Annotated in this window: 12 protein-coding genes; 7 read left to right on the top strand and 5 right to left on the bottom strand. The window is 70.9% G+C overall.

What is annotated here, in order from left to right; translation table 11 throughout:
* A partial coding sequence (locus tag ABZ570_RS27125) for a MarR family transcriptional regulator (protein WP_358069407.1) occupies positions 1-248 on the bottom strand: 248 nt, incomplete at its 3' end.
* A 221-nt stretch (positions 249-469) separates the two neighbouring features.
* Here ABZ570_RS27125 and ABZ570_RS27120 point away from each other — a divergent pair.
* The 6 genes from ABZ570_RS27120 to ABZ570_RS27095 all read left to right on the top strand — a co-directional run bounded on the left by ABZ570_RS27120 (position 470) and on the right by ABZ570_RS27095 (position 6,619).
* Complete coding sequence (locus ABZ570_RS27120; RefSeq protein ID WP_358069404.1) at positions 470-2,236, top strand: phosphotransferase; 1,767 nt, start codon at positions 470-472, stop codon at positions 2,234-2,236.
* Positions 2,233-3,438: a phosphopyruvate hydratase gene (gene eno, locus ABZ570_RS27115; protein ID WP_358069401.1), complete on the top strand. Its 1,206-nt coding sequence runs from the start codon at positions 2,233-2,235 to the stop codon at positions 3,436-3,438. The genes ABZ570_RS27120 and eno overlap by 4 nt, the downstream gene beginning before the upstream one ends.
* Positions 3,435-4,313, top strand: a complete 879-nt coding sequence (locus ABZ570_RS27110; protein ID WP_358069398.1) for a C-terminal binding protein — start codon at positions 3,435-3,437, stop codon at positions 4,311-4,313. Before eno ends, ABZ570_RS27110 begins: the two co-directional genes overlap by 4 nt.
* Positions 4,310-4,672 (top strand): carboxymuconolactone decarboxylase family protein, encoded by a 363-nt coding sequence (locus ABZ570_RS27105; RefSeq protein WP_358069395.1) that lies wholly within the window; start codon positions 4,310-4,312, stop codon positions 4,670-4,672. The genes ABZ570_RS27110 and ABZ570_RS27105 overlap by 4 nt, the downstream gene beginning before the upstream one ends.
* Positions 4,659-5,966 carry a hypothetical protein gene (locus ABZ570_RS27100; RefSeq protein ID WP_358069392.1) on the top strand — a complete coding sequence of 436 codons (1,308 nt, stop codon included), beginning with the start codon at positions 4,659-4,661 and terminating at the stop codon, positions 5,964-5,966. The genes ABZ570_RS27105 and ABZ570_RS27100 overlap by 14 nt, the downstream gene beginning before the upstream one ends.
* A 77-nt stretch (positions 5,967-6,043) precedes the next feature.
* On the top strand, positions 6,044-6,619 hold the full coding sequence (locus tag ABZ570_RS27095) for a DinB family protein (protein WP_358069389.1): 576 nt from the start codon (positions 6,044-6,046) through the stop codon (positions 6,617-6,619).
* Positions 6,620-6,631: 12 nt separating this feature from the next.
* On the opposite strand, the gene ABZ570_RS27090 is transcribed toward ABZ570_RS27095, so the two are convergent.
* The 3 genes from ABZ570_RS27090 to ABZ570_RS27080 all read right to left on the bottom strand — a co-directional run bounded on the left by ABZ570_RS27090 (position 6,632) and on the right by ABZ570_RS27080 (position 9,414).
* Positions 6,632-7,497 (bottom strand): IS5 family transposase gene (locus ABZ570_RS27090; RefSeq protein WP_358069410.1). Its coding sequence is split into 2 segments (ribosomal slippage): positions 6,632-7,164 and positions 7,164-7,497, totalling 867 coding nucleotides; the frame shifts between segments, so codons are not numbered across the junction.
* A 142-nt stretch (positions 7,498-7,639) separates the two neighbouring features.
* Positions 7,640-8,422, bottom strand: a complete 783-nt coding sequence (locus ABZ570_RS27085) for an enoyl-CoA hydratase-related protein (RefSeq protein WP_358069386.1) — start codon at positions 8,420-8,422, stop codon at positions 7,640-7,642.
* An 8-nt stretch (positions 8,423-8,430) separates the two neighbouring features.
* A complete protein-coding gene (locus ABZ570_RS27080; RefSeq protein WP_358069383.1) occupies positions 8,431-9,414 on the bottom strand; it encodes an acyl-CoA dehydrogenase in 984 nt (327 codons plus the stop codon).
* 154 nt (positions 9,415-9,568) lie between these two features.
* Here ABZ570_RS27080 and ABZ570_RS27075 point away from each other — a divergent pair, with 154 nt between their 5' ends.
* Entirely contained in the window at positions 9,569-10,774 is a 1,206-nt protein-coding gene (locus ABZ570_RS27075; RefSeq protein ID WP_358069380.1) for a transposase, read from the top strand.
* 13 nt (positions 10,775-10,787) lie between these two features.
* Here ABZ570_RS27075 and ABZ570_RS27070 read toward each other — a convergent pair whose 3' ends face one another.
* Complete coding sequence (locus ABZ570_RS27070) at positions 10,788-11,930, bottom strand: acyl-CoA dehydrogenase family protein (RefSeq protein WP_358069377.1); 1,143 nt, start codon at positions 11,928-11,930, stop codon at positions 10,788-10,790.
* Between the last annotated feature and the right edge of the window lie 64 nt (positions 11,931-11,994).

Genomic DNA, 11,994 nt, shown 5'->3' with positions numbered 1-11,994 from the left:
CCGCTCTTCTCCAGGCGGGTGACCAGCCGCGACGTCCCGGACTGGCTCAGGCCGAGGGCGTCCTGGACCTGCCGCTGCGGTAGGGCGCCGCCGTCGCTGGTGGCCAGCAGTTCGATCGCCTCGAAGTCGGCGAGGCTGCCCGCGCCTGCGGCCCGTAGGGTCAGGTCGAGCGACTCCTGCGCGACCCGCAGTCGCCGGGACAGCTCACGCCACACCTGCATGACGTCGGGTGCATCGTGCTGAGCCACCTGGTAAGCCCTTCCCTCGGCGCCGACTTGAGGCTCCTGACCGCCCTGTCCAGATTCGGGCCAAGCCTAACATGCTTGCGCCAGCATTCAGAATGTGATTGCATGCATGCTCATGCATTACGGAGAGGTGACCTCGCCGGTGATGCACACTTGATCTGCCGAACTCGATTGCCCAATCCGGCTGCGGGCGGGCTCCGGCGCACCAAGGAGTGGAATCAGCCATGACTACCCGGCCGGTGTCGGTCTGCCTGACCTTCGACCATCTCGGTGCCGCGCTCGACGTACGGCTGGGTCGGGCGAGTAGCCCCGACTCCCATCGCCACGACCTGAGCGTCGGCTTCCCGCGCCTGCTCGGCCTGCTCGACGAAGTCGGTGCCCCGGCCACCTTCTTCTGCGAGGGCTGGAGCGTGTTGCACCACCCCCAGGCCATCCGCGCACTGCTGGCGCGCGGCCACGACGTCGGCCTGCACGGCTGGGTGCACGAACGCTGGACAGAACTGAGCCGCAGCGAGCGACGGCGAATCCTGTTCGACGGGGTGGCCGCGCTGCGGCTGGCCGGCGTCGACCGGCCCAGCTTCCGCGCGCCCGGCGGCCTGCTGGCCGACGACGACCCGGACCTGCTCGCGGAGGTCGGGATCACCGAGGATTCCTCCATCCCACCGGGGGCCGCCACGCGTACCGTCCCGGCGCTGCTCAACAGCAGCGGCCTGGTGAACGTGCCGTTCGTCTGGCCCGCCGTGGACTACTGGGCCTACCAGCTCAACCCGGACGACCCGGCGACCCCGGACGACCTGCCGCACCGCTGGCGAGCACTGCTCGACCAGGCCCGGCAGCGCGACGACCGTCTCCTCGTGCTGGTGGTACACCCCGGGGTGAGCGGCAGCCCGGACGCGGAGTTCGCCGCGGTGCAGCGGGTGGTGCGCGAGTTCGCCGCGTGTCCGGACGTGCAGTTCCGCACGATCGCCAGTATCGCCGCCGAGTACCGCGGGAAACAGGGGATCTCCGACCCGGGCCCGCGCCCGGCCGCCGACGTGCCGGACTGGTTTGCCGTCCGGGACGATCCGCCAGAGCCCCCGAGCGGCGACGATCCGGACGGCTGGCTGCGCTATCTCGTCGGGAGAGGGCTGGTCAGGCCCGATGCTGTGCCGCGGAGTGTCCTCGTCGGCGGTGTCTCGGCGAACGTCGTACGGGTCGGCCCGGCCGTGGTGAAGCGGCCCCGCCGCCGGCTGGACGTACCGTTCGACTGGCAGGCCGGGACCAACCGGGTGCTGGCCGAAGCCACCGCGATGCGGCTGGCGAGCGGGCTGGCTCCGGCCGTGCTGCACGTGGACGAACTGCACCAGGTGCTGGTGCAGCGCTTCGAGCAGGGCACGCCGTGGAAGGCGCAACTGCTGGCCGGCCGGGTTGACCAGGCGATCGTCGGTCAGGTCGCCGAGGCGTTACGGGCCATCCGGCTGCTGCCCACAGACGGAATCGACGGCGCCGACCGCTTCCACCGGCTGCGGCTCGACCCGTACTTCTGCTGGGTGGCGAAGCGGCACCCGCAGCTGAAACCCGCGCTGGCCTCGGTCGTGGATCGGCTGGCCAGCACCCGGACCCATGTCGTGCACGGCGACCTGTCGCCGAAGAACCTCCTGGTCGACAGCCACGGGCCGGATCCGCGGGTGGTCGTGCTCGACTGGGAGGTGGCCCACGTCGGCGATCCGGTGTTCGACCTGGCCTTCCTGCTCAGCCACCTGTTCGCGAAGTCGGTGCACCGGCCGGCGGCCGCTCCCGACCTGGCCCGGGCCGCCGCAGTGGTGCGCGCGGTCGACCCGGACGCCGACGAGAAGTGGGTGCGCCAGCTGACCGGTGCCCTGCTGCTCGCCCGCACGCACGGCAAGTCGCGGCTGGAGTACCTGACCGCGGAGTCGTTCACCCGACTGGACACCGTCGGACGCGCACTTCTCCTTGACGCCACGTGGCCGGATGAAAGGACCTTTTGGTGAACAAGCCAGTGCCCGCGTACGGCTCCGCCGAGCGCGCGGTGATCAGCGTACGGGCGTGGGAGGTGCTCGACTCGCGGGCGCACCCGACCGTGGCCTGCGCCGTCTTCCTGGAGGGCGGGTTCGTCGGACGCGCCATGGTGCCCACCGGCGCCTCTACCGGGCAGTTCGAGGTGGCGGACCTGCGCGACGGCGGGGAGCGGTACGGCGGCCTCGGCACCCGACAGGCGGTCGAGCGGATCAACACCGTCGTCGCCGCCGACCTCGTCGGGCGGCCCGTTGGCACGGTCGACGACCGGCTGTCCGGGCCGTCGAACGTGACCCTGGCCGTCTCCCAGGCGGCGGCGAAGGCCGCCGCCGCGGCGGCAGGGGTGGCGTTGTGGCGCTACCTCGCCGAGGGCGACGACTACTGCCTGCCCTGCCCGATGGTCAACATCTTCTCCGGTGGCCGGCACGCCGAGGGCGGCGTGCGGATCCAGGACTTCCTCGCGGTCCCGTTGGCTGCGCCGACCTTCTCCGACGCGCTCGAGGTGGTCTGGAAGGTGCGCCGTGCCGCTGCCCAGCTGACCGAGGGGCGGTACGGCCGGCTCATGTCCAGGCTCGTCGCGGACGAGGGCGGCCTGGCGGTCCTCGGTGGGGACGACGCGGAGCCGCTGCGGATCCTGGCCGAGGCGATCGAACGGGTCGGCGAGCCGGTCGGGATCGCCATCGACGTGGCGGCCACCCAGATCGAGCGGCCGGAGGAATTCCTCAGCCTGCTCCAGGCCTGGATCGCCGAGTACCCGATCGTCTCGATCGAGGATCCGCTCGGTGACGAGGACTGGGATGGCTGGCAGCGCGCGTCGTCGTTGCTCGGCCCGATCCAGCTGGTCGGCGACGACCTGTTCGCCACCGACCCCGTGCGGGTACGCAAGGCCGCCAGCCTCGGGGTCGCCAACACGGTGCTGATCAAGCCCAACCAGATCGGCACCCTGAAGCAGGCGTACGAGACGGTCCGGGAAGCGCGGGCGCACGGGTACGCGACGGTGGTGTCGGCCCGCTCCGGTGACACGGAGGACGACATCATCGCCGACCTGGCGGTGGGCTGGAACGCGGGCCAGATCAAGATCGGATCGCTGATGCGTTCGGAGCGGCTGGCCAAGTACAACCGGCTGCTGGAGATCGAGGCGTTCGACAACGTGCACTACGGCGGGTGGGTGCGATGAGCGATCGGCGGGTCCTGATCACCGACATCGTCTGGCCCGACACTGACGTCGAGGCCGCCGTGCTCGAACCGGCCGGTTTCGCCGTCTCGCTGGCGCCCGCCGGCGACGAGGAGACCCTCGTACGCGAGGCCGCCGGCGCAGACGCCATCCTGACCTGCTTCGCGCAGGTCACCAGTCGGGTCATCGCCGCCTCGGACCGGCTTTCGGTGGTCGCCCGTACCGGCGTCGGGCTGGACAACATCGACGTCGCCGAGTGCGACCGGCGGGGCGTGGCGGTCACCCGGGTGCCCGACTACTGCGTGGACGAGGTGGCCACCCACACGGTCGCGCTCGCCCTGGCGTTGTGGCGGCGGCTGCCCCAGTACGACCGGGCGCTGCGGGCGGGGGAGTGGGGCACCCAACCGGCCACCCTGCCGCTGCGTCGCCTGGCCGGTGCGAAGGTGGCCATTCTCGGCATGGGCCGGATCGGCAGCGCGGTCGCCGACCGGCTCCGCGGGTTCGGCCTGCGGGTGGGCGAGGACGTGACCGACGCCGACATCGTCTGCGTGCACCTGCCGCTCAAACCGGACACCGAGCGGTTCGTCGACGTGGACCTGTTGTCCAAGGTCCGTCCCGGCGCGGTTCTGGTCAACACCGGACGCGGCGCCGTCGTCGACGTCGAGGCGGTCATCGACGCACTCGACTCCGGGCAGCTCTCCGGCGCGGGACTGGACGTCTTCCCGACCGAACCGCTGGAGGTCGACCACCCGCTGCGGAAGCGGGAAGACGTGATCCTCACCCCGCACGTCGCCTTCTACTCCGAGGAGGCACTGGTGGAGTTGCGCCGGCGCGCGGCACAGAGCGTGGTCGACCACTTCGCGGAGGCGGACCGATGAGCGGCGAGCCGGCCCCGGTCCACGTACCTGAGGCGCTGGTGCCGCTGTTCGCGCAGAACCCTGGTGCGCTGGACCTGCTGCGCGCGGCCCGCGTCGGTCTTCAGGGCGGCAGCGGGTTGACGCCGGAGCAGGTCGAGCTGGTCACGCTCGCGGCGCTCACCGCCCTGGGCGCGCCGGAGGGCTCGTTCGCGGTGCACGTCCAGCGCGCGCGCCGGTTGGGACTGACCGAGAAGCAGGTGTGGGGCGTGCTGGAGGCGTTGGCGGTCATCGTCGGCGTACCCCGACTCGTCAACGCCGCACCGGCCGTGGCGGCCGCGCTGGCCGACTTCGTCGAGGGAGCAGACGATGACCCGCGCTGACCTGGACGCCCAGCTACGCCAACAGGTCAGGTACTGCCTGACCAGCCCGTTCTACCGACGCAGGTTCGAGGAGCTGGGGATCTCGCCGGATTCGGTACGGACCCTGGACGACCTGAACCAGTTGCCGATCCTGGTGTCGCCGCCCGAGCACCGGCGGCTCCAGGACGCGACTCTCGAGCGCGATGGGCAGCCGTTCGGCGACTTCCTCTGCGTCGATCCCGCACAGGTGGTCTCGGTGTCTTCCACCTCGGGCACGACCGGCACGCCGGTGCTGTACCCCTTCACCGCCTCCGACGTGGCCATCACCAACGAGACCTGGGCCCGGGCTTTCCGGTTCATCGGACTGCGCCCCGGCGACGGGATGATCGTCGGATTCGGCCTGTCGATGTACCTCGCCGGCGTGCCGCTGGTGCGGGCCGGCGAGGCTTTCGGCCTGCGTACCGTCGCGGTCGGTGCCGAGAGCGGCACCAGCAAGCTGCTGCGGATGCTCGCCGTCATGCGGCCGCGGGTGCTCGCCTGTACGCCCAGCTTCGCCGAGCACCTGATCGAGCGCGCCCCGGAATGCCTGGGCCGGTCGGCGGCCTCGCTCGGGGTGGAGGTGATCCTCTGCGCCGGCGAACCCGGCGCCGGGCTGCCCGCCGTGCGGCAGAAGCTTTCCGACGGGTGGGGCGGCGCCCGGGTGCACGACGTCCTCGGCGGGGTCCACGGGGTCATCAACGCGTCCTGCGCCAGCGAAGACTACGCGGGCATGCACGTCCTGGCCCCCGACCACTGCGTCACCACCCAGCTCGTCGACCCGGCCACCAAGGAAGGGCTGACGGTCACCGACGGCACGATCGGGGAGCGGGTGAAGACGGCGCTGACCTGGCAGGCGGCACCGCCCCTGCGGTACTCGGTCGGCGACATGTACCAGGTCTTCACCGAGACCTGCCGGTGCGGCGTACCGGGCGAGCGGATCAAGGTCATCGGCCGGATCGACGATCTGCTCATCGTGAAGGGCGTGAAGGTGTACCCGGCCGCGGTCAAGGACGTGGTCGCCTCGTTCGTGCCGCAGCTGACCGGCGAGCTGCGTATCGTCCTGAACAACCCGCCGCCCCGGGTGGTGCCGCCGCTGCGGGTCACCGTCGAGGCGGGAGTCGGCGTCCCGGCGGAGCGTCACGACGAGCTGGCGGGCCGGCTGGCCGACGCGATGCACCAGCGCCTGGCGATCCGCCCCCAGTTGACCGTGGTGCCGGCTGGCACCTTCGAGCGCAGCTCGCACAAGGCCAAGCTGATCGAGGTGGCCGGCGGCTAGGGCGTGTCCTGCCGATCATGATCTCCGTGGATCGTCCGGGGCAGCGCCGACACCAGACCGGATGCCATAGTGCCGCCATGAAGGCAGACCTGCACAGTTACTTGAAGGGCGGCCGCGACGCGCTGCTGTGGAAGCTCGACGGACTTAGCGAATACGATATTCGGCGCCCGCTGACCCCGACCGCCACCAACTTGCTCGGTCTCGTGAAGCACTCGGCGGCCATGGAGATCCTCTACTTCGGCGTCGTGTTCGGCCGGCCGTTCGAGCAGGAACTGCCGTACGTCGGCGACGGAGCGGAGACCAATGCCGACAAGTGGGCCACCGCGGATGAGACCCGCGAGGAGATCGTCGGACTGTACCGTCGCGCGATCGCCCACGCCGACACCACCATTGAAGCCCTTGCGCTGGACGATGTCGGCCGCGTGCCGTGGTGGGGCGATGCGGCGGTCACGTTGCACCACGTCCTGGTCCACGTCATCGCGGAAACACAACGGCACGCCGGCCACGCTGACATCGTGCGCGAACTCATCGACGGCGCGGCCGGGCTGCTGCCCAGGAACGACAACCTGCCCCCCGCCGAGGAGTCATGGTGGCTCGACTACCGCCAGCGAGTGGAGCAGACCGCCCTCGACGCCAACAAACGCAGCAACTAGGTTTTCTGTCGATCATGGAAGCCAGATGATGGCGGCGATGAGGACGAGGCTGGCCCGGTAGAGGGATGCCCGTTTGGCGTAGCGGGTGGCCAGGTCTCGCCACTGCTTGAGGCGGTTGAAGCAGCGTTCCACCACGTTGCGCTTCTTGTAGACCGCCCGGTCGAAGGCGGGTGGCCGCCCGCCGGCGCTGCCCTTGGCGGCCCGGCGGGCGACCTGGTCCGAGCGTTCCGGGATGACGTGCCGGATCCCGCGGTGCCGCAAAGCGCGGCGGGTGGAGTCGTGGGCGTAGCCCTTGTCCGCAATCAGTACGTCGGGACGCTTGCGGGGCCGGCCCGGTCCCGGCTCGTTGACGCAGATCGCGTCCAGCAGCGCCAGCAGCTGGGGGTTGTCGCCGGCCTGACCTGGGGTGAGCAGGATCGACAACGGCCGGCCACGCCCGTCGACGGCCAGGTGGATCTTCGTGCTCAGCCCGCCTCGGGACCGGCCGATGGCCTCGCCATCTTGCGCACCAGGCGTCGCCGCACTTTTCGGGGAGCCCCCTTTTTGCGGGCGCCAGCGGCATGCTGATGCGCCCGCACGACCGACGAGTCGATGCTGATCGTCCACTGCACCGGTATGCCGTCGTCATGCACCTGCGCGGCAGCGAGGATCCGGTCCCATGTCCCGTCGGCGGTCCACCGGCGCAGCCGTTCGTGGCAGGTCTTCCACGGCCCGAACCGTTCCGGCAGGTCACGCCACGGCGCCCCCGTCCGCAGCTTCCACAGGATCCCGTTGATGACCTGCCGGTGATCCCGCCACCGCCCCCGCGCACCGCCCGGCTCGGGAAGCAGCGGCGCGATCACCGCCCACGCCTCATCGGTCAGTTCACCACGACGCACCACCGGCACATCGTCAAAGATCAACCACTACAAGATCGGCAGGACACGCCCTAGGCCCACGATGGGCATCGATGAACCTGCGACAGCCCCCGGTCGACCACGACCGGGGGCTGTGTGCGGTGCCTTCACCCGGCTGGCGGGCTCAACATCCGGTGAAGGTGGGCCTGCGCTTCTCCCGGAACGCCGCCATCGCCTCGGCGGAGTCCGCGGTGGCGGTGACCACGCCCATGTGCGAGGCGATCAGGTCGAGGCTGGTCCGCAGGTCGTTGGCCCGCAGCCCCTGGTAGACGGCGCGTTTGATCAGCCCGAGGGCGACCGGTGGGCCGTCGGCCAACCGACGCGCGAAGGCCAGGGTCTGCGGCATCAGCTCGTCGTCGGGGTAGACGCGGCTGACGATTCCGTACGACAGGGCTTCGGCCGCGGACAGGACGTCGCCGGTCCAGAGCAGTTCCAGCGCCCGGGCGGTGCCCACCAGCCGGGGCAGGTAGTGGCAGCCCCCGTCGCCCGGCACCAGCCCGACCTTCACGTAACCCTCACTGATTCGGGCCGACTCGCCGGCGAAGCGGATGTCGCACATCAGGGCCATGTCCAGGCCGGCGCCGATCGCGGCGCCGTTGATCGCGCACAGCAGTGGCTTGTCCAGCGCCTCGACTGCGAACGCGACCTTGTGGATCCGCCGGGTGAGCATGGTGCGCTTGCCGAGCGGGGTCGGGTCCACCTCGGCGAGCGAGTCGAGGTCGACGCCGGAGCAGAACGCCGTCCCGGCTCCGGTCAGCACCACCACCCGGACATCGTCGTCGTCCTGCGCCCGGGTGAGCGCGTCGGCCCAGTCGGCGATCATCTCGAAGGTGAACGCGTTGTGCCGCTCGGGCCGGTCGAGGGTGATGGTGGCGATCCCGTCCGAGACCGCGTAACGAAGGGCCATGGAAACTCCTAGTCCGCCAGTAGGTCCCACGCGTCGCGGCCGTGGGCCGTCGCGATACGGGCCAGCCGGCTGGCCCACTCGAACTCGTTGCCGTAGTCGTCGCGCCAGGACCACAGCGCCGTGGTACTCAGGTGCAGCGGGTGTTCGGCGGTGAAGCCGATCGCCCCGTGCACCTGATGGGTGGCTGCCGCCAACCGGCCCGCCATCTGGGTCGCCTCCACCACCGCGACCAGCGCGGCCACCTCCTGCCGCTCGGGTTCGCACCCGGGGTCGCTCAGGCTCGCCAGCGCCGCGTCCAGGGCCACCGACGTCGCCACCACCTGGCCCGCGCAGCCTGCCAACAGGTGCCCGACGGCCTGGAACGCCCTGATCGGCTTGCCGAACTGCACCCGTTCACCGGAGTACTGCACGGCCAGGTCCAGCGCCCGTTGCGCCGCGCCGAGCAGCATCGCGGCGCGGAGCACGGCGCCGCGAAGCCGCAACTCTTCGGCCCGTACGGAGGTCGGGGTGCCCTGCCCGGCGGTGGCGGTGCCGACCGGCTCGCCGGCGAGGGTCGTCTCGGCCGTGGCCACGGTGGCGGCCGGGCTGACCGAGTACGCCCCGTCGGTGTGCACGAGGACCACGCAGTCGTCGGCGGCGCCGGCCCACGCCAGCCGGGTGGCCGTCCCCGCCTCGGCGACACCGCACGCGCTCATGCCCTCCGGGACCGGCCGATCGACCTGCTCGCACAGCCACGCCGCCAGCAGCGTCTCCACGAGCGGCAGTCGGACCCCGGCGTATCCACAGCGGCGCAGCACCGCGGCGGCGTCGGCCAGATCCCCGCCGCTCCCGCCGGCCCGCTCGGGGATGGACAGGAGGGTGAAGCCGGCTTCGCTCAGTGCCCGCCAAAGGCCCGGGCGTACCGCCGGGTCGGAAACCTCGTACCGGCCGAGCAGGTCATCGACGGCATCCTCGAGCTCACCCAGGTGCTCGGCCGGCGACAGTGCCCTCATCAGATTCCTTTCGTGGATACCCTGGCCTTCAGGCCGGGGAGGAAACGGAACCCCTGCGGAGCAGGTCGGGAAAGCCGATCCGCCGCCACGGCGGATCGGTGTCCCACGCGCGGCCCGCAAGGTCGGCTCCGAACAAGCGTGCTATTTTGTGACGGTGGCCTCAAGGAAGCGGGCATTCAAGTTCCGCTTCTACCCGACCCCGGAACAGGCCGACCTGCTGAACCGGACGTTCGGGTGTGTGCGCAAGGTCTACAACCTGGCCCTGGAAGCTCGCACCACCGCGTGGTACCAGCGCCAGGAACGGATCAACTACAACGCCACCAGCGCGATGTTGACGGCCTGGAAGAAGTCCGAGGAGTTGGCGTTCCTCAACGAGGTCTCCTGCGTCCCGCTCCAGCAAAGCCTGCGGCACCTGCAAGCCGCGTTCGCTGCGTTCTGGGACAAGCGAGCCCGCTACCCGCGGTTCAAGTCCAAGCGCAAGTCCCGCGCCTCGGCCGAGTTCACCCCGTCCGCATTTCGGTTCAAGGACGGCCAGCTCACCCTGGCGAAAATGGCCGAGCCGCTGCACATCGTCTGGTCCCGGGCGCTGCCGGCAGGGCAGTCGCCGTCCACCGTGACCGTCTCGCGTGACGCGGCCGGACGGTGGTTCGTGTCCCTGCTGTGCGAGGACACCCCCGCGCAGATGCCCGCTGCCACGGCGGCCGTCGGGATCGACGCCGGCCTGGACCACCTGCTCACCTTGTCCACCGGGGAGAAGATCGCTAACCCCCGCCACGAACGCGCCGACCGAATCCGGCTCGCCCGTGCTCAGCGGGAACTGGCCCGTAAGGACAAGGACTCCAGGAACCAGGCCAAGGCCCGGCTCAAGGTCGCCCGCGTTCACGCCCGCATCGCTGACCGGCGACGCGACCACCTGCACAAACTGACCACCCGGCTCGTGCGTGACAACCAAACGCTCGTGATCGAGGATCTGACCGTACGCAACATGGTCAGAAACCACAGCCTGGCCCGCGCCATCTCCGACGCGGCCTGGCGCCAGTTCCGCGAGTTCCTCACCTACAAGTGCGCCTGGTACGGCAGGAACCTGGTCGTGATCGACCATTGGTACCCGTCGTCCAAGGTGTGCTCCGCGTGCGGAGCGGTCGCGGAGAAGATGCCGCTCAACGCACGCACGTGGACCTGCCCCTGCGGGGCCACCCACGACCGCGACATCAACGCGGCACACAACATTCTGGCCGCCGGGCTGGCGGTGTCGGCCTGTGGAGCCGGTGTAAGACCTCAACGGGGCAACCTCCGTTCGGGGCAGTCGGCGGTGAAGCAGGAAAACCCGAGGGCGACCAAGGAAATCCCCGTCCTCTAGGGCGAGGAGGATGTCAGCTCAACCCCATTCCCTTGGCGATCACGCCGCGCAGGATCTCGGTGGTGCCGCCCCGCAGGGTGAACCCGGGGGACTGCAGGATGGCTTCGCGGAGCAGTCGGTTCACCTCGTCGCCGCCGGGGTCCGTCCGGCACTGGCGGACCACCTCGGCCACCTCGCCTTCGAAGCGGGTGCCGAGGTCCTTGGCGAGCGCCGCGGCGAGCTCCGGGGTGCGCCCGGCGGCCAGCTCCACCGCCACCGAGGCGGTGACCCGGCGTAGCGTCGACAGTCGGGCCAGGCACCGGCCCAGCGCCGCCGGCTCGGCGATGCCGATGCGGGCCGCGTCGCGTAGGAACGCCAGCAGGAGCGGCGCGGTGGTCAGTACCCGTTCCGGGCCGGAGCGCTCGTAGGCCAGCTCCGCGGTGACCTGCCGCCACCCGTCGCCCACGGTGCCCAGCACTCGGTCGTCGGCGACGAACACGTCGTCCAGCACGACCTCGGCGAAGTGTGCCTCACCGTTGATCAGGCGGATCGGGTGTACCTGCACGCCGGGGGAGTCGAAGTCGATGATGAGCTGGGTGAGACCGGCCTGGCGTGGCGCTCCCGGTTCGAGTGGGGTGGTGCGTACCAGGGCGGTGAGGAGGTGGGCGTGTGTGGCGCCCGACGTCCAGACCTTCCGGCCGGTGACCCGCCAGCCGCCGGGCACCCGTGTCGCGGCGGTGCGCACCGAGGCGAGGTCGGAGCCGCTGTCCGGTTCGGACAGCCCGAGCGCGGTGTACATCCGGCCGGCCGCGATCTCGGGGAGGAACAGCCGCCGCTGCTGCTCGGTGCCGAAGCGCAGTAGCTGGGGAGCACTCTGCCGGTCGGCGATCCAGTGTGCGGCCACCGGGGCACCGGCGGCCAGCAGTTCCTCGGTGACGACGAAGCGGGCCAGCGCCCCGGCCGCCCGGCCGCCATATTCCTGCGGGATCGCCATGCCCACCCAGCCGTGTGCGGCCAGGCGCTGGCTGAACCCAGGATCCCAACCCAGCAGCCACGCGTCGCAGCGGGCCGACCACCGCCGTTCGGCCAGTTCCGCGGCGACGAACTCGCGTACCTCGGCGCGCAGGCCGGCGGTGTCGGCCAGGCGGTGGCCGCGTAGGGACATCGGTGCGCTCATGCCGCCACCTCGCTTCGCCCGGCACCGGCATGAGGCACCACGCCGTTGCACTGATGATTCGCTC

It is taken from the genome of Micromonospora sp. NPDC007271 (genome assembly GCF_040634005.1).
Lineage (GTDB): Bacteria > Actinomycetota > Actinomycetes > Mycobacteriales > Micromonosporaceae > Micromonospora.
Note: the sequence above shows the minus strand (reverse complement) of the source record. Positions and strands in the feature narration are given on the sequence as shown.

What these genes read in the sequence shown, in the direction of transcription:
- ABZ570_RS27100 (WP_358069392.1), top strand. Translation starts at nt 4,659, where the DNA reads ATGACCCGCGCTGACCTGGACGCCCAGCTACGCCAACAGGTCAGGTAC.
- ABZ570_RS27105 (WP_358069395.1), top strand. Translation starts at nt 4,310, where the DNA reads ATGAGCGGCGAGCCGGCCCCGGTCCACGTACCTGAGGCGCTGGTGCCG.
- ABZ570_RS27120 (WP_358069404.1), top strand. Translation starts at nt 470, where the DNA reads ATGACTACCCGGCCGGTGTCGGTCTGCCTGACCTTCGACCATCTCGGT.
- ABZ570_RS27080 (WP_358069383.1), bottom strand. Translation starts at nt 9,414, where the DNA reads ATGAGGGCACTGTCGCCGGCCGAGCACCTGGGTGAGCTCGAGGATGCC.
- ABZ570_RS27070 (WP_358069377.1), bottom strand. Translation starts at nt 11,930, where the DNA reads ATGAGCGCACCGATGTCCCTACGCGGCCACCGCCTGGCCGACACCGCC.
- ABZ570_RS27085 (WP_358069386.1), bottom strand. Translation starts at nt 8,422, where the DNA reads ATGGCCCTTCGTTACGCGGTCTCGGACGGGATCGCCACCATCACCCTC.
- ABZ570_RS27095 (WP_358069389.1), top strand. Translation starts at nt 6,044, where the DNA reads ATGAAGGCAGACCTGCACAGTTACTTGAAGGGCGGCCGCGACGCGCTG.
- ABZ570_RS27110 (WP_358069398.1), top strand. Translation starts at nt 3,435, where the DNA reads ATGAGCGATCGGCGGGTCCTGATCACCGACATCGTCTGGCCCGACACT.